This window comes from Pseudomonas sp. B14(2022), from assembly GCF_012030485.1.
GTDB lineage: Bacteria > Pseudomonadota > Gammaproteobacteria > Pseudomonadales > Pseudomonadaceae > Aquipseudomonas.
This window is the reverse complement of record NZ_JAAUVM010000018.1, coordinates 1-24,962: the sequence shown is the minus strand read 5'-3', so window position 1 is coordinate 24,962 and position 24,962 is coordinate 1. Positions and strand designations below refer to the sequence as shown.

Below are 24,962 nucleotides of genomic sequence, written 5' to 3'. Positions count from 1 at the left end.
AGACTCAAGCCAAGGAGGCTGATGGGAAACACATAACAAAAACATCAACAGAGGGCATACCATGTTGAAGTGCAATGAGCTCAACCTTGAGGCGCCTGACGGCGAGGAAAAGCCATTTTGGCGGGGCGGCGCAAAGTCTGAGGCGCCGTGCGCCTTGGGCTGCGGTGCTCAGCCGGCCGCGCCTGCCACGGCGGCTGCGCCAGCTAACCCAGTCATCCAAACATCCATGCAAGACGAGTTGGTCGCCGCACAGGAAATCTGTAGCCGCGCCAAGACCGCCGTTGTCGAAATGTTCGGCCATGTCCGCATGGGCCGGGCCCTGGAGCTTGAACACATCAGTGCACTGGCGGACGACATTTCGAGCTCGATCGCCCGCCATCCCGATGCCTTTATCAGCCTGGCACGCCTGAAAAGCATCGACGACTACACCTACATGCATTCGGTCGCCGTGTGTGCGTTGATGATTGCCTTGGGTAATCAATTGGGGCTGTCCACCGCAGTGATTCGGCGCGTCGGGATGGCCGGGCTGCTGCACGACATCGGCAAAATGGCCATACCGGGCGCCATCCTCAACAAGCCCGGCCGGCTGAGCAGTGACGAATTGCAGCTGGTGCGCACCCATCCATTGGAAGGTGAAAAAACCCTGCTGGCGGCCTCGCAGATGTGCGAAATGGTCGTGGATGTGTGCCTGCATCACCACGAAAAAGTCGACGGCACCGGCTACCCCCATCAGTTGGCGGGGGACCAGATCAGCCTGGTGGCCCGGATGGCGGCGGTGTGCGATGTCTACGACGCAATCACCTCGGACCGCTCCTACAACCAGGGCTGGGACCCCGCCGTCGCCATCCAGAAAATGTCCACATGGGAGGGGCATTTTGATGACGAGGTATTCAGCGCGTTTTTAAAGTCCGTGGGTATTTACCCGGTCGGCTCTATCGTTCAATTGAAAAGTGGCAGTATCGGCGTCGTGATAGAACAACATCCCGACTCTTTATTGACGCCAAAAATAAAAGTGTTCTTCCTGCCCGTTCTAAATCTCTATGTCACACAGAAAATAATAGACCTGAGTGATCCCGCACAACCCGACCGGATTGTCGCGCGAGTACCGACCCAGCGTTACGGCTTTAAAAACACCGAACGTTTATGGCTCGATGAAGAGATGCCCAAAGAGCATTAAGCAATCCCCAGCGCTGTACCGCATGTCTATGCCTAAGCAGCCAATGATAAAACACTATGCCTTGCGCAAAGAAAGTACCGAAATGTCGACATTCGATGATGTTGGCGACTATTTAGCATGGGCAGGAAACATCATGAAATTCAACTCATTGCAGACTCGAATTTGCTTCACCGCCGGGCTCTGCCTGTTTATCTCGTGTGCGAGCCTGGTCTTATATGGCCTTTATTCCTCAACCGCCAATCAAGCCTATGTCGGCACGGAAGTTTCAACCCTGATTGAAAGTGCCACCATCCGCGAAGTGCAAAACCTGGCCGAGTCGCGTGCCAATGCCATCCAGGCAAAACTTCAGAACGCCTTGGATTCGGCACGCACAATGGCCAACACGCTGGGAGCGAGTAAAAGTGCCCAGAGCCCGCTGACCCTGGGCCGTGAGCAGATCAATACGATGCTGCTCAGCGTGCTCAAGGACAACCCCGACTTCAACGGCACATATTCATGCTGGGAGCCGGATGCGCTGGACGGCCAGGATCAAGCCTTTCGTATCAATGAGGGCGGTAACAACCCGTTGACGGGCCGCTTCACCCCCTACTGGACACGCAGCTCGGATGGCAATATCGCCGTGCAACCGCTGGTTGAGTACGACTCCGATGCCCGCCACCCCAATGGCGTGTTGAAGGGCGGCTGGTACTCCGGCCCTCGGGACACCCAGAAAGAAAGCGTCCTCGACCCGCTTCCCTATGTGGTGCAAGGCAAAAATGTGTGGCTGACCACGCTATCGGTACCTATCACCGCCAATGGCAAGTTCTACGGCGTGGTCGGTGCTGACTTCGACATCTCGTTTATCCAGAAGCTCAGCGAGCAAATGTCCGCCGACCTGTATGGCGGCAAAGGCTCCGTGGCGATCCTGAGCCATCAGGGGTTGGTGGTGGCCGACAGTAAACGCCCGGAACTCATTGGCCAGTCACTGAAAGCGTTGTTGCCCGGCTCTTGGGAGAACGTGTTGAGCAATGTACAGAAGGGTAAGGGAGACAGCCGGTTCAACCCGGACTCCCAGGAAATCGAAGTGCAGATGCCGATCAACCTGGGGCGCACCGGCAAGCCCTGGGCGATCGTGATCCATCTGCCCAAAGCGGTGGTCATGAGCCAGGCCATGGCCCTGGAGCAGGAACTGCAGTCACGCGGCGTCAAGAGCAGCATTTGGCAGGTCTCGGTTGGCGTCGGCATCTCCTTGCTGGCATTGCTTGTACTGTGGTTCGCCACCGCGAAAATCGTCGGTCCGATTCGTGAAGCCGCCGCCCTGGCCGCCAACATCAGCCTGGGTGATTTCTCGCGCCGGCTGGTGCAAAAATCTGAAGATGAAGTGGGCCAATTGTCCTTTGCCTTGAACGATATGTCGGAAAGCCTGCAACGCCAGGTGCGCGTGGCCGAGCGTATTTCCGAGGGGGACTTGGATCTGGAAGTACGCCTGTCCTCGCCCAATGACACCCTGGGCAAGTCGTTGGAAAAAATGGTCGGCAACCTGAACAACTTAATTTCCCAGGTACAGGCCAGCGCCACGCAAATCACCGGCAGTTCCGCACAGGTCACCGAGTTAAGCCAGTCGCTGTCCGACGGCGCGTCCAATTCCGCTTCGTCCATCACCGAAATCAGTGCGGTGATGACCCAGATGGCGGCGCAGACCACCGACAACGCCGCTAATGCGAAGAAGGCCGACGAGCAATCCCAGGCTTCGCGCGCCGACGCGGGAGAAAGCGACAAGCTGATGAGCGAATTGATCGCGGCCATGGCGGAGATCGACAACTCGGGCAAAGACATCACTGCCATTATTACCACCATCGACAACATCGCCGCTCAAACCAACCTGCTGGCGTTGAACGCGGCCATCGAGGCGGCACGCGCCGGCGAACTGGGTCGCGGTTTTGCGGTGGTCGCCGATGAAGTCAGGAGCCTCGCCGCCCGTAGCGCCGAAGCCGCCCAGCAAACTGCCGCGCTGATTGCCGACTCTTCGACCAAGACCCAGCGCGGCATGATCATCGCCGGCCGCACAGCCGACTCGTTGCGAAATATCGTCACCGGCACCAGCACGGTGTCCAGCCTGGTGTCGTTGATCTACCAAGCCTCCAGTGAGCAGGCTTCCGGCCTGCAACAGGCGAGTATCGGCCTGGAGCAGATCGACGAAGTCACCCAGCAGAATCAGGTCAACTCCCAGCAATGCGCGGAGGCGGCCAAGAACCTGTCGGAACGGGCCAACTCCATGCAACAGGGCCTGAGCCGGTTCAAAGTCAAAGCCTCGTAATGCCTCACGCGAAGCCAGGGGACGTTACCCCTGGCCCAGCCCCTTAAATCCACTCTTCGTTCATCAAATATTAAGAATCGCCTCCCTATACTCGCCGATTGCGGGCCGTTCCCCCGAGCGGTCCCCTGCCCCGGTAGCCACAACCCATGACGCGCCCCGCTCCCCTGCTGCTCCTGCTTGCTGGTCTGCTGTTCTTCTTTGCCCTGGGAAACCACGAACTGCAAGGCTCCACCGAAGCCCGCGTCGCGGGGATCGCCATGGCCATGCACCTGGACAATGATTGGGTCGTGCCGCAACTGTTTCGTGAACCCTTCCTGGAAAAACCGCCCCTGAGCCTGTGGCTGGACGCCGGAGCGATTCGCCTGTTCGGTGGCACGCCTGGGGCGGTACGCCTGGCCTCGGCATTTGCCGGTCTGTTCAGCGTGATGCTGTTCTATGGAATGCTGCGCCGGTTCGGGCGCCCGAAAACATTGGCCTTCAGCGCGGCGCTGATCCTGGCGACCATGGCCAGCTACTGGAGCAATGTGCGCGGCGTGGGGGAAGACTCACTGCTCAGCCTCGGCGTGACCACCGCGCTGCTGGCGTTCTACCAGGCGATGCGGCCTGAGTCCGAGCGCCAAGGCTCCACGACCTGGGCCTGGGCGCTGTTTACCGCCGGGATGGCGATCGCCACCTTGAGCAAAGGCGTACTGGGCCTGGCGATGCCGGGCATCGTGATCTTTGTGTACCTGGCCAGCACCAGCCTGATGGACAAGCGCCTGCGCATCGCCGACTGGCTCAAGCCAGCGCTGTTCACCCTGCTGGCATTGGTGCCGCTGATGATCTGGCTGGGCTTCCTGTTCCAACGCGGCGGAATGCAGGCCGTGGGCGAAGTGCTGTGGACCAACAGCGTCGGGCGCTTCAGCGGCTCGTTTGTGGAGGCCGGGCACTACGAACCGTTCTACTACTACATCGCCAAGCTGCCCGAGGCCTTCCTGCCGTGGAACATCCTGGTGTACCTGGGCCTGTGGCATTTCCGTAGAAGCCTGGTGCGCAACCGCTATCGCCTGTTTTTCAGCGTATGGCTGGTGGCGCAGTTCACCCTGCTGACGCTGGCCTCAAGCAAGCGCACGGTTTATCTGATGACCCTGACACCCGCCGCCGCTGTACTGGCCGCAGAATATGCCCGGGTGTTGCTGGAATGGCTCAAGGATCACAAGCCGGCGTTGTACCGCTACCACCGGCACGTGATCGGCGGTGTCTTCAGCCTGCTGATCGCCTGCTATCTGGTGACCGCATTCTGGTTCGCGCCAAAAGCTGATGCGCGCCAGTCATTCGTACCGGTGATCAGTCAGGTCCAGGCGCTGCAGGCGCAAGGCAAGGAAGTCGCGCTGTTCCAGCCCAACGAGCGGATCGCGGGGGCCGGCGTGTTCTATATGAAGGGGTACCTGAAGATCCTGCAGACGGAACCCGACCTGCACCGCTACCTCGCGGCCAAGCCCGGCAACGTTGCGCTGCTGGACCATACCAACGACTTGACCGCCAAGGTCACGGTGATCAAGGAGATGGCAATCAACCGCCAGCCCTACTACTTCATCGAGCAGTAAGGCCGGCGCGGGCATCAGTGTTTGGTGACCTTGTCCAGGTAACCCATGGCGAACGCAGAGATCACGAAGGTCATGTGAATGATCACGTACCACATCAGGTGTTGCGGATCGACGTTCTTGGCGTCCATGAAGATGCGCAGCAAGTGGATGGAGGAAATCGCCACGATGGAGGCCGCCACTTTCATCTTCAGCGACGAAGAGTCCATGGTGCCCAGCCAGTTGAGCTTTTCCTTGTTTTCATCGATATCCAGCTGCGAGACGAAGTTCTCGTAGCCGGAAATCATCACCATCACCAGCAAGCCGCCGACCAGGGCCATGTCGATCAACGACAGCAGCACCAGGATCAACTCGGACTCGGCCATCGAGAACACGCTCGGCAGCAGGTGAATCACTTCCTGGAAGAATTTCAGCGCCAGCGCCAGCAACCCGAGGGACAGGCCGAAATAGATCGGCGCCAGCAGCCAGCGCGAGGCGTACATAGCATTTTCGATAAAGCGTTCCATTGGATCTCACACAGCATGGCTAGAAATGGCGGCGAGTATACCAGCCGCTATAAGACACCTGTAACCACGAGAAAACTGACCTGGGCGGCATCTGTAAGAGAATTTTTCTGCTAGTGTCGAGCCCAATAACTCGGCTCGATGACGTCGGACAGGAAAAAACTCAGATGATGGATGTGCGATCCCCTTTGGCCAGCGTTGGCCTATGCGCCGCATTGTTACTGGCCGGCGGCTGTTCCCCAAGCGATGAACAGAAACAGGCCACCCTCGAAGAGAAAACCGCAAAGTTCGAACATTCCCTCGACAGCATCCAGGATCCGAAACTGCGCGACGCCATTGCCGACCTCGGCGGCTCGCTGCTGCTGCTGGAACGGGCGCGGGTCAAGCTGGCCACCAAGCCCATAGAAGCCGAATACGGCGAAGACACCCTCGCCCTGCTCAAGCACTACCCCACGCCGCAAGGGCTGGTGGACACCTACATCAATGGCTTGTTCGTACTGCGCAAAGCCTCACATTCGGACTACCTGACCGACCTGCAGCCGGTCTTCCCGTTCAACTTCAATGTGCCAGACCAGTTCCCCTTCCCCCACGGCCTGGAATGGCAATCCGTCACCTTGAGCAACAACAAGATCGTGCCGTTCCAGCCGGAATGGTCGGAAACTGATCCCGGCATCCAGTTGAGCCCCAGCAGCTCCAACCTGACCAACCCGGATGACCTGACGGTCACCTATCCGTTCATCGATGGCATCGAGACGGAAAACAAAAGCCAGCCGCAACCCGTCCGCCTCAAGGGCACGGTAGAAGTGATCGCACCGGGCAAAGCGCTGACTTTCGATTTGTCGAAAAAGGACGTGGGCCACAAACGCACCGAAGGCAATATCACCGTCAACCTGCTGCTCCTGGAAAAGAACTACGCCGAAATCGAACTGACCAACAGCCAACCGCTGGCACCGGAAGTGGGTGACGAATCGCCTAACCCCTTGCTGGTACAGGCGCGGGACAGCACCGGGCAATTCCTCACACGCTCGGGTTCGATCAACGAAAGCAGCGCGCAAGTCGAGTTCTACCAGAAGCAATTGGCCGAGATGCAAAAACAGAAGGCCTGGTCCGACGCATTTGAAAAGCAACTGGTCGATGAGCAGAAAGCCTTCGAACACAAGCAGAGCAGCCATTACGCCAAGGTCTATTTCAATGGCCTGATCGACACCCTGCAGATCAACGTGCTGGATTTCTCCACGGCCACGGTCACCCGCAAGGACCTCGACCTGCCGGTCCTGCGCTTCGACAAGAACAGCCTGGAAAAGACCGTACAAGCCCTGCCCATGCCGGTCACCGTGTATGACGACGGCGCCGCCAGCTGGCTCAAGGACGCATCGTTGACCGAGGAACAACTGAAGAAGAGCGTCACCATCAGCCAGTCCGTCGAAGATGCCAGCGCCGCCCATATCGTGTTCGACCACCCATTCACCTTCAATGACGACCTGGTGGGCAGCGAGCGCAACAGCAGCGAATCACCGGTGACGTTCTTCACTGCCGACGAGAAAGGTGAACGCGGCGAGCCTATTGAACTGCCGACCGAGGCGTATGAATTGAACCCGGCCCGCGGCACTCTCACCTACGACCTCAACCTGTTCCCGGAAAACCCGGCGTTTGTCGTGGGTTCGATCCCGTTGTTCCTGGCGACTATCGAGAAAGGCGACATCGATGCGGCCAAGCTGCCTAAGGGGTTGTCGCTCAAGGACAACGCACTGATCGTCGACCAAAAGGAATTCCCTGCCGACAGCTGGCGCTTCTACGCCAAGGACGCCAGCGGCAACTACCTCAAGGAAATCCTCGGCGTCAGCCACCGCGCCGAGGAATACGGCACAGCCTTGTTTGACGTGCATTATTTCTACGGCCAGCCGACGGCACTGGAAAGCTACCAGCGCACCGACCTCAGTACCGTGCAATACGGCTTTGAGGTCAAATTGGACAAGCCCGAGGGCAAATAAACGCGCCTACAGCGCCAGTTGCTCATGGCTGCCATTGAGCTGGCGGAGATGGGCCTGCATGTGCAGACACCAGATCTGCGGGTCACCCGCCAGCTCATAGCCGTGCAGGGTCAGGCTTTCGACGATCGATTGCAGCATGGTTTCTGCCACGAAGGGCCCATGAAACGGACCCTGGGATTTGATCGTGGAAGGTTGTTCGCCGGTCATTCCAGCGGCAAACAACAATGTCCACATCCCGTTATCCCCCGCGAGAGGGCGAATGGAACATTCGATGCGGGTAACCAGGCCGAAGCACTGGCGGGTAAGGCAAAGGTTGCGCGGCATGGCGGCGACCCTCGGTAGATCGGTGTTCAACCTCAACCTATGGCGAGGCTGTTTCTATCCAGCGACTCCTGTGGATATCCCTACGCTCAGAATAGAAGAAAAACACGACAAACCAAGGCTGTAGGGACCAACGGACATTAGTCCCCCAGAAGGAAGTCAATTTAGTGACGCAACCAGATCCAAATGTGGGAGGGGGCTTGCTCCCGATGCAGTGTGTCAGTCGACATCTACATGACTGACCTATCGCAATCGGGAGCAAGCCCCCTCCCATATTTTTGATCCGGCCTGGCCTCAGAACTCAGGTGGGCTTGGCTTCGGCCAGCGCCTGCTGCGCCAGCTCCTTCTCCGCTTCCTTCAGGTCTTCCTCGCTGATCATCTCGGCAATCGCGCGCAAGCGCTCGACCACGCGGGCATTGACGGTGCCCTCCGGGAACTGGCCCTCGGCGTCCGGCTCACCGGCATCCTCGCCCACCAGCAGGCTCAACGCCTCATCCGCCTGACGCACCGCATAGATATGGAATTGCCCGGCGCGCACGGCCTGCAACACCTTCTCATCCAGCATCAATGTGGCAACGTTGGCCTGGGGAATGATCGCCCCTTGCTCACCGGTCAAACCGCGGGCTTCGCACAGGCGGAAGAAACCTTCGATCTTCTCGTTGACCCCGCCCACGGCCTGCACTTCACCAAACTGGTTGATCGAACCGGTGATGGCAAAACACTGCTTGAGTGGCGTCTTCGATAAGGCCGAGATCAAGGTGCACGCCTCGCCCAGAGACGCGCTGTCACCGTCCACGTAACCGTAGGACTGTTCCAGCGCGATACTCGCCGAGATCGCCAGCGGGAACTCCTGGGCATAGCGGCTGCCCAGGTAACCGGTGAGGATCATCACGCCCTTGGAGTGAATCGGCTGCCCGAGGTTAACTTCACGCTCGATGTCGACAATGCCGCTGCCGCCCGGGTACACCGTGGCGGAAATCCGCGCCGGCACACCGAACGCCGAGTCACCGACCTCCAGCACCGTCAGCCCGTTGCACTTGCCGACCGCCGCGCCGGCGGTGTCGATCAGGATTACCCCGGCGAGCATGTCGTCGAGAATCCGCGCCGACACACGCCCGGTACGCGTGGCCTTGGCCTTCAGTGCACGCTCGATATGGCCAGCATCGGTCATTTCATCGCCTGCCAGGTGACGGATAAAATCCGCCTCACTCACCAGCTGGAACAAATCCCCGATACGCGCCGACAGACGGCCCTGGTGCTCTGCCAGCCGTGCGCTGTAGGTGGCCAGGCGCGCCACCGCGTCAGAGGTCAGCGGCGCCATGCCTTCTTCCGAAGTGCGGGTTTTGAGCAACTGGGCGAACTGCTCCAGGCTCTCGTCCACCATCGGGATGTCTTCGTCGAAATCCACCAGCACCCGGAACATCTCCTGGAAGTCCGGATCGGCGTCCTGCAGCGCGTAATACAACTGGCGCGAACCGATGATGATTACCTTGACCTGCAATGGGATCATCTGCGGGTTGAGGGTAACGGTAGCCAGGCGGCCCAGTTCGCCCAGGGGCGATTCCATCTTCAGCTTGCGCGACTGCAGGGAACGCTTGAGGGCGTCCCATACAAACGGCTCACTGAGCATCTTCTCGGCTTCAAGAATCAAAAAGCCGCCGTTGGCACGGTGCAACGCCCCCGGGCGTAACTGGCGATAGGTGGTGTACAGCGCGCCCTGGTCGGTGCTGTATTCGATACGGCCGAACAGGTTGTCGTAGGTTGGGTGCGGTTCAAACACCACCGGCGCGCCACCGTTGACCGCATGGCCCACCACCAGGCTCGGGCAGTATTGCTCTTCGAGCAGCTTGCGGGCCTGGGCGTCGGTCTTGGCGTCGTCCACCAATTGTTCCACCACGGTTTTCAGCAGATACACCTGCATGGCCTGCAGGTAACCGCAGACACCGGCGTTTTCCGCGTACTTTTCCGACAGCGGTGCGAGCAAAGGTTGCAGGGCCAGGGTGATGGTTTCTTCGTTGAACTGACGCAGTTGGTTATTGGACTCGCGCTTCCACTGGGGCAGGCTGGCCAACTCCTCGTTGAGGCGTTCTTCCAGCTCGGAAATATCCGTGTGGAAACGCTCGCGATCCACTTCCGGCAGCTGCGAGAACTCGGCCTCATCCAGGGCCTTGCCGTCGAGCATCGGGGTGAAGGCGATGTTTGAACTGTCGCGGTACAGCGCCACATCCTTTTCCAACGCCAGGCGTTCGATTACGTCCAGGGCCTTGTCGTAACGCTGATTGAAGGCGCGGTCGATGGCACTTTTGCGCTGTTGATAAGTAGGGTGCTCAAACACCGCAGGGAAGGTCGCGACGAGGTTGTCGACCAGCCCATTGATGTCGGCAATGAACGCCGCTGCCGCACCGCCTGGCAATTCCAGGGCGCGGGGTTCGCGAGGCTCGTCAAAATTATTCACATAGACCCAGTCCGCCGGGGTCTGCAGGCGCTTGCCTTCGGCCTTCAGGTAGCGTTTGACGAACGAAAAGCGGCCGGTGCCCGGCTCGCCCATGACAAATACGTTGTAACCGGGGCGTGGCATGGCCACACCGAACTGCAACGCTTCAACCGCGCGTTCCTGGCCAAGCACACCGCGAAAGGGCTCCAGATCATTGGTGGTCGAGAAGCTGAACTGTTCAGCGGAGAAAGGGCGAGTCAGCGCTTCGGGCGCTAGACGCAAGCTGGCAGCAACAGGATCAGGCATCGGGCTTCCTTACATCAGGCGGGGCAGATGACGGCATTCTGGCTCTCCGTTGCGCGCTCTGGCAAGGCGAGCCGTAGGGAAAGCATAGACACGGAACATACCCTACAAAAAAAACGCGACATTGCTGATTGTTTTATAAAAACACACGGAACCCTTGGAACGTGCCTAAACTCCAAACTGCGCGGGTTGGACTAATAACCGATCCCAGGGGCGCTATGAAGTGCCTGAACCCTTGTCCATTGGTTTGCACACAAAGAGAACAAAGCTATGAAACGGATCCTTCTCGGTACTCTCTTCACCGTCGTCTCCCTCAATGCAATGGCTGAAGCACCAGGCGGCCCGAACTGCGGTTGGGGCAACATGTTGTTCGAAGGCCAGCGCGGTACTCCGGCGCACTTCCTGGCTTCCACCACCAACGGTACTTCGGGTAACGCCACCTTCGGCATGACCTCGGGCACCAACGGCTGCAGCACCAACAGCGCGCTGACCTACGGCGGCAAGTCCTGGATTGCCATGAATGGCATGATGAACGAGCTGTCCGAAGACATGGCCAAGGGCAATGGTGAAGCACTGACCACCTACGCCGTGGTACTGGGCGTTGCTCCGGAAGATCGCGAGCACTTCGCGGCTGTGGCTCACGAGCACTTCCAGCAAATCTTCAGCAAGGCCGATGTGACCGCTGAAGACGTGCACAACAACACCCTGGCTGTACTGAAAGGCGATGCCCGTCTGGCGAAATACGCTACCCAGGCTTAAGCTCGACCTGCCCGCGCCTCCCCAGGCGCGGGTTTTATTTTTGGACCCGCCTCCCTTTGGGTCTCTCTAATTTCCGACTTAAGTTGCCCTTATGCTCAAACGCTTTGCCTGGATGGCACTCCTCGCCTGCGCCCCGCTGCACGCGGCACCGCACCTTGATGATCAACGTTTGCAGCAATTGGCCAATGATCCGTTCTGGCTCTCTTTAGGCCATTACGAAGCCGGCAAAATCAGTGGCTGGCGCAGTTATGTCAGTGAAAAGAAATTCTTCCTCGCAGCCGATGGCGCCCACCACCCGGATGCAGAACTCAAGGCCACCGTCGACGCGCTTTACGCTCCGGCCAGCCTGGGTGAAAAACACGCCCAATGCGTTTATCCCGCACGTACCCGCTGGCTCAAGGATCAGTTGCACCTCACTGACTTGCCCGCTGTGGACTGCAAGGAATTCAAGCAGTGGTTCAAGGACGTCGCGCCCCATAGCGCGGTCATGATCTTCCCGGCGGCCTACCTCAACAGCCCGTCCTCGATGTTCGGCCATACCCTGCTGCGTATCGACCAGGCCGACGTGCAGAGCAACAAGACCGCGCTGCTCAGCTACGCGATCAACTTCGGCGCCTATATCGAAGGCTCGGACAACAGCATCCTGTATGCCTGGAAAGGCCTGATGGGCGGCTACCCCGGCCTGTTCGCCCTGGTGCCCTACCAGGAAAAACTCTCGGAATACCGCAGCCTCGAAAACCGTGACCTGTGGGAATACCGCCTCAACCTCACCCAGGTCGAGACCGAGCGCATGGTCGAGCACGTGTGGGAGCTCAAGCAGATCCAGTTCGACTACTTCTTCTTCGATGAAAACTGCTCCTATCGCCTGTTGGAACTGTTGCAAGTGGCCCGCCCCGGCCTGCGCCTGACCGAACAATTCCCGCTTACCGCCATCCCCACCGACACGGTCAAGGCAGTGAAAGAGGCCGGTCTGGTCGAGAAGATCGACTACCGGCCTTCCCGTGAGCGCGAGCTGCTGGAGCGCGCCAAGCCGCTGGACAGCGATGAGCAACAGTGGGTGCTGAAGGTCAGCGACGACCAGCAGCAATTGCAGGCGCCTGCCTTCAAGGCGTTGCCTCGCGACCGCCAGGCCCTGATCATCGACGCCGCCTACCGCCTGGGTCGCTACCGCGCCAACGGCCTGGAACGCGACACCGCACGCTCCCAACGCAGCTTCGAGCTGCTGCGCGCGATCAACCAGAACCCCGCGCCCGACCTGAAGATCACGCCCCCCGGCCTGCCCGAAAACGGCCATGAGTCACGTACCTGGCAAGCCGGCATCGGCACACGCGGCGACAAGGCATTCGGCGAATATGGCCTGCGCATGGCCTACCACGACCTCAACGACAACGCCGAAGGCTTCCCCCTCGGCGCGCAGATCGAAATCCTGCAGATGAAACTGCGCCAGTACGAAGGTAACCACTGGCAACTGCAGCAACTGGACCTGGCCACCATCCGCTCCCTGACCCCGCGCAACGCCTTGCTGCAGCCGTGGTCCTGGCAAGTCACCGGCGGCCTGGAGCGCGTACCCGGTAAACACGACGACGAAACCCTGGTCGCCCATGTCAACGGCGGCGCCGGCGGCACCTGGCAACTGAGCGACGACATGCTCGGCTTCGCCCTCGGCACAGTGCGCGTGGAACACAACAATGACTTCAACGAAGCCATCTCCCCCGCTGCCGGGTTCAATACCGGCGTGTTGTGGAAAAACCCACTGGGCAATTTGAGCCTGGAAGCAAAAGGGGATTTCTTCACCAATGGTGAAGTGCGGCGCAGCCTCAGCCTGAACCAGCAGTGGGAACTGTCCCGCAACCTGGGCCTGCGCCTGAGTGCACAGCGCGAGTACAGCCACTTGTCGACGCCGGTGAATGAAGTGATGCTTGAGGTGAAGTGGTATCACTACTGACTAACACCTTTTGTCAGCATTGCCCGCACAATCAGGAGTTCACTCGACATGGCCGTTACCTGCACCACCCTTGAAGAAGTTCGAAACAACATCGACCGCCTCGATCAGCAAATCGTCACCCTGCTGGCCGAACGCGGCCGCTACGTCTCCCAGGCGGCACGCTTCAAAAAAGACACCGATGGCGTCAAGGCCCCACAGCGGGTTGAGCAGGTGATTGCCAAGGTGCGGGGTTTATCGGAAGCCGTAGGCGCCAACCCCGAGGTGACCGAGCAGGTCTATCGCGCGATGATTGCGGCGTTTATCCAGCAGGAATTGGCGGAACACGCGGCTCTGACGACCAACCAGGCAACATAGGCCCTTGTGGTGAGGGCGCCAACGGTTTCGGCGCCCACCGCTCGATCTCCTCGCGCTCCACACCTTTCTCACACGCCTTTCACGCCTCCCCGACAAATCCCTATCTAGACTTCCCCCATCAGCCGTGAAGCGGCGAGGGAGCAAGCGATGTGGCGGTATGCAGTAATGCTGTGTGCGGTGGTGTGGCTGGCGGGTTGCCAATCGACTCATCAGGAGTTGCTCGCCAAGGGTTATCCACCGGCCTTTGCCGATGGCTTTGATGATGGCTGCAGCAGCGGTCGCCAGGCCGCTGGCGTGATCACTGGGGAGTTTCGCAAGAACGTTCCCCGCTACCTGAAAGACCGGGAATACGCCGCAGGCTGGGAGGATGGTTTTCGCCAGTGCAAGGCCATGCGCGAGAACGAGGAGTTGCGCGACTACAAGAACGACCACTGGGACGACCGCGAGCGCGCCTGGCAGCAGGAGAAGAACCGAGATGCTGCGCGGGCCTATCGCTCGCAATAGGTCGCTTTCAGACATCCATCGAAACTAAAGCGCGGCGAACATGGCCCAAGCTCCATAGAGGGAGAACGTCATGAGCCGAGCTTTTGTAAATGAGGACAACGCCGCCGCCCAGGCCGATCAACCGGTGGAGCGTCAGGTCAGTGAGCAGCCCAATCGCCTGACCGCGCAGGGGTTGGCGCAATTGCAGGCCAAGGTTACGCAACTACAGGCCGAGCACAGCGCCGAATCCGCCAAGGGCGAACAGGCCGACAAACAGCGCCAGGCCGACCTCGAGCGGGATTTGCGCTACTTCAACCAGCGCGTGCAGAGCGCCCAGGTGGTGGCGCCCGCTACGTCCACCGACAAGGTGCAGATCGGCAGTTGGGTGACCTTCGCCAATGAGCATGACGAGCAGCAGCGCATCCAATTGGTCGGCGAAGACCAGGCCGATGCCGGCGCCGGCCTGATCAACTGGGGTTCGCCCCTGGGCCGTGCCTTGCTGGGAGCCCAGGTGGGTGACGAGGTGCTGTGGAAGCGCCCCGTCGGCGATCAGTTGATCGAAGTGCTGCGCATCGAAGCCGAGGCTTAGACGATGCCTTGCGCCAGCATCGCGTCGGCAACTTTCACGAAGCCCGCAATGTTCGCGCCCTTCACGTAGTTGATCCGACCGTTCTCTTCGCCGTAGTGCACGCAGGCATGGTGGATCGACTGCATGATGTTGTGCAGCTTGCTGTCCACTTCACCGGCGGTCCACAGCAGGCGCATGGCGTTCTGCGACATCTCCAGGCCGCTCACGGCGACGCCGCCGGCATTCGATGCCTTGCCCGGCGCGAACAGAATGCCCGCCTCGATAAAAATATCCACAGCCTCAAGCGTCGTCGGCATGTTGGCGCCTTCGGCCACACAGATGCAGCCGTTGCGCAGCAGCGTGCGGGCGGCTTCGGCGTCGAGTTCGTTCTGGGTAGCGCATGGCAGGGCAATATCGCAGGCCAGTTCCCAAGGGGTTTTACCGGCGCGGAACTCCAGGCCGTAACGCGCGGCCAGTTCGCTGATGCGCCCACGTTGCACATTTTTCAACTCCAGCAGCGCCGACCATTGCTCCTCGGTCAAGCCGCTTTCGGCGTACAGCGTGCCTTCGGAATCGGACAAGGAGATCACCTTGCCGCCCAGGTCCATGACCTTACGCGCCGCGTATTGGGCCACGTTGCCGGATCCAGAGACCGCCACGCGCTTGCCTTCTACCCGTTGACCGTCGCGCTTTAGCATCTCTTCGGCGAAGTACACACACCCGAATCCGGTGGCTTCCGGGCGGATCAGGCTGCCGCCGTAGGTCATGCCCTTGCCGGTCAACACCGAGGTGAATTGGTTACTCAGGCGCTTGTACTGGCCGAACAGGAAGCCAATCTCACGGGCGCCCACGCCGATGTCGCCGGCCGGTACGTCCACGTCTGCGCCGATATGGCGGTACAGTTCGCTCATGAACGCCTGGCAGAAGCGCATGACTTCGGCGTCACTCTTACCTTTTGGATCAAAGTCCGAGCCGCCTTTACCGCCGCCCATGGGCAGCGAGGTCAGGGAATTCTTGAAGGTCTGCTCGAAGGCAAGAAACTTCAGCACCCCCAGGTTTACCGACGGGTGAAAACGCAGGCCGCCCTTGTAAGGGCCGATGGCGCTGTTCATCTGGATACGGAAGCCACGGTTGACCTGGACCTTGCCATGATCATCCACCCACGACACCCGAAAGGTAATCGCGCGTTCCGGCTCGCAGATGCGCTCCAGGATGCCCGATGTCAGGTAGTGGGGATTGGCTTCAAGAAACGGCCACAGGCTGCGCAGGACTTCTTCTACGGCCTGATGGAATTCCGGCTGGTCGGGGTCGCGTTTTTTCAGGCGGGCGAGGAAGGATTCGACGGATTCGATCATGAAAAGTCTCGGCAAATTGATTGTTTTTAAATGAGATTGAGCCGGACTTTATCAATTCATGTCGCACCGTGACAGGGCAAAATGTCGCTTTTGTGAATTTAAATGGTGCATTAGATATAAATAAACCCAGGAAACAGGGATTTATCGCACTTAAAAGGGGATTGCCAAGGCAGGCCATGCACCAGCAATGAAATAGCCATCGGGAGCAAGCCCCCTCCCACATTTGATCGGTGTGGGTTGGGAAAAATGCGCAAAAAAAAGCGGAGCCCGAGGGCCCCGCTTTTTTCAAACCGGCCGGATCAGGCCAGTTTTTTGTGCCGTACACGGTGCGGCTGAGCAGCAGCTTCGCCCAAACGCTTTTTACGGTCGGCTTCGTACTCGGTGTAGTTGCCTTCGAAGAACACGGCTTGGGAGTCGTCTTCGTACGCCAGGATGTGGGTCGCGACGCGGTCAAGGAACCACCGATCGTGAGAGATCACAATGGCGGCGCCCGGGAAGTCCAGCAGGGCTTCTTCCAGGGAACGCAGGGTTTCAACGTCGAGGTCGTTGGACGGTTCGTCGAGCAGCAGGACGTTGCCGCCCTCTTTCAGGGTCAGGGCCAGGTGCAAGCGACCGCGCTCACCACCGGACAGGTCCTTGACGAACTTCTGCTGGTCGCCGCCCTTGAAATTGAAACGACCGACGTAGGTGCGCGACGGGATTTCATAGTTGCCGATACGGATCTGGTCGGAACCGTCGGAGATCTGCTGGAATACCGTCTTGCTGCCATCCAGGTCTTCGCGGCTCTGGTCCACACAGGCCAACTGCACGGTTTCGCCGACTTCGATGGTGCCCGAGTCCGGGGTTTCCTTGCCCATCAGCATGCGGAACAGGGTGGATTTACCCGCACCGTTACCGCCGATAACGCCGACGATCGCGCCTTTTGGCATGGAGAACGACAGGTTGTCGATCAGCACACGGTCGCCATAGCCCTTGGAAACGTTCTTGAACTCGATGACCTTGTCACCCAGGCGCGGACCGGCCGGGATGTAGATCTCGTTGGTTTCGCTGCGCTTCTGGAATTCCTGCGACTGCATTTCTTCGAAGCGTTGCAGACGTGCCTTGGATTTGGACTGGCGGGCCTTGGCGCCTTTGCGCACCCACTCCAGTTCTTCCTTCATGGCTTTTTCGTGGGCCGATTGCTGCTTGGATTCGGCGGCCAGACGGTCGGACTTGGCTTCCAGCCAACCGGAGTAGTTGCCCTCGTAAGGGATACCGGCGCCGCGGTCGAGCTCGAGGATCCAGCCGGCAACGTTGTCCAGGAAGTAGCGGTCGTGCGTGATCGCAACCACGGTGCCCGGGAAATCGTGCAGGAAGTGCTCCAGCCAGGCGACGGAGTCGGCGTCCAAGTGGTTGGTCGGTTCGTCGAGCAGCAGCATGTCGGGAGCCGACAGCAGCAGGCGGCACAGGGCCACGCGACGTTTCTCACCACCAGAGAGGAATTCGACCTTGGCGTCCCAGGCCGGCAGGCGCAGCGCATCGGCGGCGACTTCCAGCTGGCGCTCCAGGTTGTGACCGTCGCCGGCCTGCAGGATCGCTTCAAGCTTGGCCTGTTCGGCGGCCAGCTTGTCGAAGTCGGCATCCGGCTCGGCGTAGGCGGCGTAGACCTCGTCCAGGCGGGCCTGGGCGTCCTTGATCACGCTGACGGCTTCCTCAACCACTTCACGCACGGTCTTGGTCGGGTCCAGGATCGGCTCCTGTGGCAGGTAGCCGATGTTCAGTTCCGGCATCGGGCGGGCTTCGCCTTCGAACTCGGTATCGACGCCAGCCATGATTTTCAGCAGTGTGGACTTACCCGAGCCGTTGAGGCCGAGCACGCCGATCTTGGCGCCGGGGAAAAAGGACAGCGAAATATTTTTCAGGATTTCCCGCTTCGGCGGAACAACTTTTCCCAGCCGATGCATGGTGAAGACGTATTGAGCCATGGTGAACCTAGCGTCTGTGACTGATGAATTAAGCGGGCGAAGCCCGTGCCAGGCCATGCGCCGCGCGGGCAGTTGACTATCATCAATGCCAGCGAGCGGAAAAGCCTGAAGATCTGGGGCTGGAACGCCACCGCGTAACCGGCAAAGCTACCTCAATGCGCTTGGTCAGTCCAGCCAAGCAGGGCTGGCACTTTGCCACAAGTCAAGGCATGCTAGCCGCCCTTCGGGCGTCCGGCTTATAGTGCACGTCGCGCGCCAGTCCAGCCAAACCGCAGGATCACAGCTTGTCCAAAGTCACGCCGCCAACTCCCTTGCGCGCCGCTCATGTAGCGCCGGGAATGCCCCTGCACGGCACCCTCAAAGGCGCATTGGCGACGCTTGTCCTCCTGCTGCTCGCGTTATTGTTCTGGCAACTGCTGGACCAACTGCAGCAAAACCAGAAAAACCAGCAGCAATACACCATCGACTACAGCGCCGACCTGGCTGAACAGATCAGCCTGAACATGGCCCTGAGCGCAAAAATTGCCCTGAACCTGCTACCGATGGTCGAACCGCCGCGCGACATCGAACAGCAACAGGCCCTGACGCGCACGTTGCAGCGCTCGCTGCCGGAACTGCGCAGTATCGCCCTGCTCGCGCCCAGCGGCGCGATGATCAGCGACAGCGCCAATGACAGCCAGGACAGCGCCTGGCTGGAAGAGCTGGTGCAGCGCAGCCACGGCCAACCCTACTACCTGAGCAATAACGACGACGGCACCCTCATCTATCTGCTGCTGCACCAGCCCAGCGGTGGCTCAAAGATGTACTGGGCGCTGCGCCTGGCACCCAACTACCTGGTCAACCTGACCCGCCAGGACAGCCAGGGCCAGCGCCCCATGTGGGCCATCGAGAACCGCCTGAACCACCGTGTGGTCAGCCGTGACAGTGGCATGCCGGCGCAATGGGGCGACGCCCTGACCCCGGATGACCTGAATAAAAGCGTGCTGGTCACGCCCTTGAGCAAAAGCGACTGGCAGTTGCGCGGGATGTTCGACCGTGCAGCCGTGCTGGAACAATTGCTGCCGGCGTTTATCGGTAAATGCCTGCTGGGCCTGGCCTTCTCGTTGATCCCCGTGATCGTGCTGCTGAATATGCGTCGCCGCCAGCGCCAGGTGCATGAAGGCCGGCGGCGGTATCAGGATATTTTCGAAGGCACCGGCGTCGCGCTGTGCGTACTTGACTTGTCGGGCCTGAACGCATTCTTTGGCAAGGTGCACTTGCAGACCCGCGAGCAACTGCACGCCTGGCTGCAAACTTCCCCCGAGGAATGCCGGCAGTTGCTCACCGAACTGCGCATCACCGAGATCAACCAGGTGGCGGTGAGCCTGCTCAGAGTGAGCTCCTGCGAGGAAGCGTGGGAGCGGCTGATCGATGATTGCCCGCGCAACACCACGTCCATCGGTCATCAGATACTCGAAGCGGTCCTGACCCAACAGAGTCAGCTTGAGTTGGAAATCCAGCTCAAGGATGTGGCCGGCAACGAACAGTACCTTTGGATGGTGATGCGCCTGCCGGAACAGCAGGACGACTTCAAGGCGGTGATCCTCAGCATCAGCGACATCACCAGCCGCAAGCTGATCGAACTGTCGCTGGTGGAACGTGAAAGCTTCTGGTCGGACGTGGTCCGTACCGTGCCCGACCACCTGTATGTGCAGGATGTGATCAGCCAGCGCATGATCTTCAGCAACCACCATCTGGGCCACACCCTCGGCTATACCAAGGCCGAACTGCATCAAATGGGCGAGTATTTCTGGGAAATCCTGCTGCACCCCGAAGACGCCGAGCATTACCACGATCTGCGCCAACAGCAACGCCAGGTCGGCTACACGACGCAGCTGCACTGCCAGTTGCGCTTTCGCCATCGCAATAACCAATGGCGGCGCTTTGATATTCGCGAGCAGGCCCTGGCGCGGGACAAGACGGCGCAAGTCACGCGAATCATCGGTGTGGCCAAGGACATCACCGACCAGATCGAAGCCAGCGAGTCCCTGCGCGACAGCGAACAGCGCTACCGCATGCTGGCCGAAAGCATCAGCGACGTGATCTGCTCCACCGACAGCCAACTGGCCCTGAACTACGTCAGCCCGTCGGTCAACGCCGTGCTGGGTTACGACGTGGACTGGGTATTCAAGAACGGCTGGCAGTCGATCATCGCCAACCCGCAGCAACTGACCGGCATCTATAGCCTGGTGGAACAGGTCAGCCGCGCACTGGGCGATCCCGAGGCGCTGAATAGACTGCGCGATCAAGTGCAGACCCAATTGTTCCTGTTCGACTGCCTGCGCGCCGATGGCCGCAAGGTGCCGATCGAGCTGCGCCTGGTGCTGGTGTGGGATGAGCACGGCGCCTTCGAGGGCATCCTTGGCGTGGGCCGCGACATCAGCCAGCAACGCCGTGCCGAAAAAGACCTGCGCATGGCCGCCACCGTATTCGAGCACTCCACGTCGGCGATCCTGATCACCGACCCCGCCGGCTATATCGTGCAGGCCAACGAGGCGTTCAGCCGGGTCAGCGGTTATGCGGTGAGTGATGTACTCGACCAGTTGCCGAACATGCTCACCGTCGACGAACAACAGGAAGCCCACCTGCGCTACGTGCTCAAGCAACTGCACCAGCACAGCACCTGGGAAGGCGAAGTGTGGCTCAAGCGCCGTAACGGCGAGCATTACCCGGCCTGGGTCGGCATTACGGCGGTGTTCGACGATGAAGGCGACCTGGCCAGTTATGTGTGCTTCTTCAGCGATATCAGCGAACGCAAGGCCAGCGAACAGCGCATCCACCGCCTGGCCTATTACGACGCCCTGACCCACCTGCCCAACCGCACCTTGTTCCAGGACCGCCTGCACACCGCGTTGCAGTCGGCCGAACGGCAGAAGTCGTGGGTGGTGCTGATGTTCCTCGACCTCGACCGTTTCAAGCCGATCAACGACTCCCTGGGCCACGCCGCCGGCGACCGCATGCTCAAGGAAATGGCCACCCGCCTGCTCGGTTGCGTCGCCGAAGACGATACCGTGGCGCGCATGGGCGGCGACGAGTTCACCTTGCTGCTGCAACCGCGGGTCAGCCGCGAAATGGCGCTGAACCGCGCGATCCATGTGGCCGAACAGATTTTGGCCAGCCTGGTGAAGCCGTTTGTGCTGGAGGGCCGCGAGTTCTTTGTGACCGCCAGTATCGGCATTGCTCTCAGCCCGCAGGACGGCAACGAGCTGAGCCAGCTGATGAAGAACGCCGACACGGCGATGTATCACGCCAAGGAACGTGGCAAGAACAACTTCCAGTTCTACCAGGCCGACATGAACGCCAGCGCCCTGGAACGCCTGGAGCTGGAAAGCGACCTGCGCCACGCGCTGGAGCAGGACGAATTCGTGCTTTATTACCAGCCGCAGTTCAGCGGCGACGGCAAACGCCTGACCGGCGCCGAAGCGCTGCTGCGCTGGCGCCATCCACGCCGTGGACTGGTGCCGCCGGGGGACTTCATTCCGGTGCTCGAAGAGTTGGGCCTGGTGGTGGACGTGGGCGACTGGGTGATCAGCGAAGCCTGTCGCCAGCTCAAGACCTGGCACCAGAACAAGGTGCGGGTGCCGAAAGTCTCGGTGAACATCTCCGCGCGGCAGTTCTCCGACGGCCAGCTGGGCACGCGCATCGCCACCATCCTCAAGGACACTGGCCTGCCACCGGCGTGCCTGGAGCTGGAGCTGACCGAAAGTATCCTGATGCGCGAAGTCAACGAAGCCATGCATATCCTCGACAGCCTGAAAAACCTGGGCCTGAGCATTGCGGTGGACGACTTCGGCACGGGTTATTCGTCACTCAACTACCTCAAGCAATTCCCCATCGACGTGCTGAAAATCGACCGCACCTTCGTCGATGGCCTGCCATCCGGCGAGCAGGATGCGCAAATCGCCCGCGCCATTATCGCCATGGCCCACAGCCTCAACCTGGCGGTGATCGCCGAAGGTGTGGAAACCCATGAGCAATTGGACTTCCTGCGCGAGCATGGTTGCGATGAAGTGCAGGGTTATCTGTTCGGGCGGCCGATGCCGGCACATCGGTTCGAGGCACAGTTCAGCAATGATGCCCTCTTCATGTTCGACTGAGATTTTGTGGTGAAGCCACTTGCCCCCGATGAGGCCGGCACAGTCACCACCCATCCCGAGATGAGCCCCACTTGTCCGCGACATGATGTCCTTTCATATGCCATCTAAAACCCATTGGGTTAGAATGCCCTCCTTTTCTGCCCCCGATCCTTGAGGACCGCCATGTTCAGCCGTGATTTGACTATTGCCAAGTACGACGCCGATCTCTTCGCCGCCATGGAGCAAGAAGCCGTGCGCCAGGAAGAGCACATTGAGCTGATCGCTTCGGAAAACTACACCAGCCCTGCGGTGATGGAGGCTCAAGGTTCGGTTCTGACCAATAAGTACGCCGAAGGCTACCCAGGCAAGCGCTACTACGGTGGCTGCGAGTACGTCGACGTGGTTGAGCAACTGGCCATCGACCGTGCAAAAGAACTGTTCGGCGCCGATTACGCCAACGTCCAGCCACACGCCGGCTCCCAAGCCAACAGCGCCGTGTACCTGGCCCTGCTGCAAGGCGGCGACACCATCCTGGGCATGAGCCTGGCCCATGGCGGTCACCTGACCCACGGCGCCAGCGTTTCCTCCTCCGGCAAGCTGTACAACGCCGTTCAATACGGCATCGATGCCAACGGCCTGATCGACTACGACGAAGTCGAGCGCCTGGCGGTCGAGCACAAGCCAAAAATGATCGTGGCCGGTTTCTCTGCCTACTCGCAGATCCTGGACTTCCCACGCTTTCGCGCCATCGCCGACAAGGTTGGCGCCTACCTGTTCGTCGACATGGCTCACGTAGCCGGTCTGGTCGCCGCTGGCGTCTACCCGAACCCGGTACCTTTCGCCGACGTGGTCACCACCACTACCCACAAGACCCTGCGCGGTCCACGTGGCGGCCTGATCCTGGCGCGCGCCAACGCCGAGATCGAGAAAAAGCTGAACTCCGCCGTATTCCCGGGCGCCCAGGGTGGCCCACTGGAGCACGTGATCGCCGCTAAAGCGATCTGCTTCAAGGAAGCCCTGCAACCTGAGTTCAAGACCTACCAGCAACAAGTGGTGAAAAACGCCCAGACCATGGCCAGCGTGTTCATCGAACGCGGCTTCGACGTGGTGTCCGGCGGTACTGAAAACCACCTGTTCCTGCTGTCGCTGATCAAGCAGGACATTTCCGGTAAAGATGCTGACGCTGCCCTGGGCAAAGCGTTCATCACCGTGAACAAAAACTCCGTGCCGAACGACCCACGTTCGCCGTTCGTCACCTCGGGCCTGCGCTTCGGCACCCCGGCTGTGACCACTCGTGGCTTCAAGGAAGCAGAGTGCAAGGAACTGGCCGGCTGGATCTGCGACATCCTGGCAGACCTGAACAACGAAGCCGTGATCGACGCGGTACGTGAGAAGGTCAAGGCCATCTGCAAAAAACTGCCGGTATACGGCGCTTGATTGCAGTTGCTTGACTAAGAAGCCCGGCTCTTGAGCCGGGCTTTTTTATGCCAATTGTCCAGTTTGAAATGCGCCCAAGTGTGGGAGGAGCTTGCCCCCGATAGCACTGTGTCAGTCACATATAGGTTTACTGACCCACCGCCATCGGGAGCAAGCCGCCTCCCACAGTTGACTGCATCACACGTCAGGGTTGGTAGACTTTGGCAAAGCCTTCGCGGATTTTGTCCTCCGGCAACTCATCGGCAATAAACACGATCACACTCTCCCGCGCTTCACCCTCGGCCCACTCAGTATCCCAGTCGAAACCATAGAGCTTGAGCACGCCCTGAAACACCATGCGGCGGTCTTCGCCGGCGATGTTGAGCACGCCTTTGTAGCGCAGCAGCTGCTTGCCATGATCCTCCAGCAGTTCGTTCATGAACTCACTGAGGCGGTCGATATCCAGCGGCTGGTCGGTGCGCAACACCAGGCTGGATATACGGTCGATGGACGGCGCCTTGCTCACCGGGCGCAAGCTCATGCCGGCATTAAGGTTGAAACCACGCACATCGAGCAGTTCGGCCAAATCAATCTTGCCGTGCTCGACCACGCGAATCGGCGCGCGACGGTTGATGCGTGTGAGGCGTTCACTGAGTGCCTCGAAGGTCGCGTCGTCCACCAGGTCACGCTTGCTCACCAGCAGCCGGTCGGCAAAACCGATCTGCGCCTGGGCGATGGTCTGGGTCAGGTGGTGCTCGGCGTGGGCCGCGTCCACCAGGGTGATGATGCCGTCGAGGATGTAGCGCTCGCGCAGTTCCTCATCGATGAAAAAGGTTTGGGCCACCGGTGCCGGATCGGCCAGGCCGGTGCACTCGATCACCAGGCGGTCGAAGGCGATCTCGCCGCTGTCCAGGCGTTCGAGCAGCAGATAGAGGGCCTTGGTCAGGTCGGTGTGGATGGTGCAGCACACGCAGCCGTTGGACAGGGTCATGACTTGCACCGGTTCTTCGCCCAACAACTGGGTGTCGATACCGGCATCGCTGAATTCGTTTTCGATCACGGCGATTTTAAGGCCGTGCTCGGCTTTGAGCAGGTGGCGCAGCAAGGTGGTCTTGCCGGCGCCGAGAAAGCCACTGAGGACGGTGACGGGAATGGGAGAGGACAAAAACAGTTCTCCTTATTAACTGAAGAAACACAAAACAAATGTGGGAGGGGGCTTGCCCCCGATAGCAGTGTGTCAGGCACTTATGTGTCACTGAGACACCGCTATCGGGGTGTAGAACCGTAGACATCGTTTACATCTGAAACCGGGGACATCGTTTACACATTTGAGGCCTGGACGCGGGTCATACCTCGTCCAAGCCTCCCCAAGGGATAATCACACAGGTACAAATC

The 24,962-nt window shown here is 59.9% G+C and carries 17 protein-coding genes and 1 pseudogene; 12 read left to right on the top strand and 6 right to left on the bottom strand.

All coding sequences use genetic code 11. The features are described from left to right. Window positions 1-61 precede the first annotated feature (61 nt). The 4 genes and pseudogenes from HCF10_RS22670 to HCF10_RS22660 all read left to right on the top strand — a co-directional run bounded on the left by HCF10_RS22670 (window position 62) and on the right by HCF10_RS22660 (window position 5,059). On the top strand, window positions 62-1,177 hold the full coding sequence (locus tag HCF10_RS22670) for an HD-GYP domain-containing protein (protein ID WP_167656452.1): 1,116 nt from the start codon (window positions 62-64) through the stop codon (window positions 1,175-1,177). Next, window positions 1,152-2,573: pseudogene (locus HCF10_RS32135) on the top strand (PDC sensor domain-containing protein); the annotation flags it as partial. The gene HCF10_RS22670 and the pseudogene HCF10_RS32135, both read left to right, overlap by 26 nt. Continuing rightward, window positions 2,568-3,473, top strand: a complete 906-nt coding sequence (locus tag HCF10_RS32130) for a methyl-accepting chemotaxis protein (protein ID WP_443200917.1) — start codon at window positions 2,568-2,570, stop codon at window positions 3,471-3,473. The pseudogene HCF10_RS32135 and the gene HCF10_RS32130, both read left to right, overlap by 6 nt. A 146-nt stretch (window positions 3,474-3,619) precedes the next feature. Continuing rightward, window positions 3,620-5,059 carry an ArnT family glycosyltransferase gene (locus HCF10_RS22660; RefSeq protein ID WP_131699352.1) on the top strand — a complete coding sequence of 480 codons (1,440 nt, stop codon included), beginning with the start codon at window positions 3,620-3,622 and terminating at the stop codon, window positions 5,057-5,059. 14 nt (window positions 5,060-5,073) lie between these two features. On the opposite strand, the gene HCF10_RS22655 is transcribed toward HCF10_RS22660, so the two are convergent. Then, the gene (locus tag HCF10_RS22655) at window positions 5,074-5,562 is read right to left on the bottom strand and encodes a TIGR00645 family protein (protein ID WP_017253710.1); all 489 of its coding nucleotides are present in this window, start codon (window positions 5,560-5,562) and stop codon (window positions 5,074-5,076) included. Window positions 5,563-5,726: 164 nt separating this feature from the next. Here HCF10_RS22655 and HCF10_RS22650 point away from each other — a divergent pair, with 164 nt between their 5' ends. Beyond that, window positions 5,727-7,550, top strand: coding sequence for a hypothetical protein (locus HCF10_RS22650; RefSeq protein ID WP_205885855.1), 1,824 nt, complete (start codon window positions 5,727-5,729; stop codon window positions 7,548-7,550). A 6-nt stretch (window positions 7,551-7,556) separates the two neighbouring features. Here HCF10_RS22650 and HCF10_RS22645 read toward each other — a convergent pair whose 3' ends face one another. Both HCF10_RS22645 and HCF10_RS22640 read right to left on the bottom strand, forming a co-directional pair. Then, window positions 7,557-7,874, bottom strand: coding sequence for a PA4575 family protein (locus HCF10_RS22645; RefSeq protein WP_167656450.1), 318 nt, complete (start codon window positions 7,872-7,874; stop codon window positions 7,557-7,559). Between the two features lie 298 nt (window positions 7,875-8,172). Continuing rightward, complete coding sequence (locus HCF10_RS22640) at window positions 8,173-10,611, bottom strand: Lon protease family protein (RefSeq protein WP_167656449.1); 2,439 nt, start codon at window positions 10,609-10,611, stop codon at window positions 8,173-8,175. Window positions 10,612-10,878: 267 nt separating this feature from the next. Between HCF10_RS22640 and HCF10_RS22635 the strand changes: the two genes are divergently transcribed. From HCF10_RS22635 to HCF10_RS22615, 5 genes are all read left to right on the top strand, one after another. Next, the gene (locus HCF10_RS22635; RefSeq protein ID WP_027605327.1) at window positions 10,879-11,367 is read left to right on the top strand and encodes a DUF3015 domain-containing protein; all 489 of its coding nucleotides are present in this window, start codon (window positions 10,879-10,881) and stop codon (window positions 11,365-11,367) included. Window positions 11,368-11,458: 91 nt separating this feature from the next. Next, window positions 11,459-13,312 (top strand): Lnb N-terminal periplasmic domain-containing protein, encoded by a 1,854-nt coding sequence (locus tag HCF10_RS22630; RefSeq protein ID WP_131699349.1) that lies wholly within the window; start codon window positions 11,459-11,461, stop codon window positions 13,310-13,312. Window positions 13,313-13,360: 48 nt separating this feature from the next. Beyond that, window positions 13,361-13,666 carry a chorismate mutase gene (locus HCF10_RS22625; protein ID WP_131699348.1) on the top strand — a complete coding sequence of 102 codons (306 nt, stop codon included), beginning with the start codon at window positions 13,361-13,363 and terminating at the stop codon, window positions 13,664-13,666. Between the two features lie 147 nt (window positions 13,667-13,813). Then, window positions 13,814-14,170 (top strand): hypothetical protein, encoded by a 357-nt coding sequence (locus tag HCF10_RS22620; RefSeq protein ID WP_131699347.1) that lies wholly within the window; start codon window positions 13,814-13,816, stop codon window positions 14,168-14,170. A 70-nt stretch (window positions 14,171-14,240) separates the two neighbouring features. Then, a complete protein-coding gene (locus tag HCF10_RS22615; protein ID WP_131699346.1) occupies window positions 14,241-14,738 on the top strand; it encodes a GreA/GreB family elongation factor in 498 nt (165 codons plus the stop codon). On the opposite strand, the gene gdhA is transcribed toward HCF10_RS22615, so the two are convergent. Both gdhA and ettA read right to left on the bottom strand, forming a co-directional pair. Next, window positions 14,735-16,072 carry an NADP-specific glutamate dehydrogenase gene (gdhA, locus tag HCF10_RS22610; protein WP_167656448.1) on the bottom strand — a complete coding sequence of 446 codons (1,338 nt, stop codon included), beginning with the start codon at window positions 16,070-16,072 and terminating at the stop codon, window positions 14,735-14,737. The genes HCF10_RS22615 and gdhA overlap by 4 nt on opposite strands. Window positions 16,073-16,371: 299 nt before the next feature. Continuing rightward, window positions 16,372-18,036 carry an energy-dependent translational throttle protein EttA gene (gene ettA, locus HCF10_RS22605; RefSeq protein WP_090399649.1) on the bottom strand — a complete coding sequence of 555 codons (1,665 nt, stop codon included), beginning with the start codon at window positions 18,034-18,036 and terminating at the stop codon, window positions 16,372-16,374. Window positions 18,037-18,320: 284 nt separating this feature from the next. On the opposite strand from ettA, the gene HCF10_RS22600 reads away from it, so the two are divergent. Continuing rightward, window positions 18,321-22,172: a bifunctional diguanylate cyclase/phosphodiesterase gene (locus HCF10_RS22600; RefSeq protein WP_272954120.1), complete on the top strand. Its 3,852-nt coding sequence runs from the start codon at window positions 18,321-18,323 to the stop codon at window positions 22,170-22,172. Window positions 22,173-22,334: 162 nt separating this feature from the next. Continuing rightward, a complete protein-coding gene (gene glyA, locus HCF10_RS22595; RefSeq protein WP_053137906.1) occupies window positions 22,335-23,588 on the top strand; it encodes a serine hydroxymethyltransferase in 1,254 nt (417 codons plus the stop codon). A 184-nt stretch (window positions 23,589-23,772) separates the two neighbouring features. On the opposite strand, the gene yjiA is transcribed toward glyA, so the two are convergent. Further along, a complete protein-coding gene (gene yjiA, locus HCF10_RS22590) occupies window positions 23,773-24,732 on the bottom strand; it encodes a GTPase (RefSeq protein WP_131699342.1) in 960 nt (319 codons plus the stop codon). Window positions 24,733-24,962 lie beyond the last annotated feature (230 nt).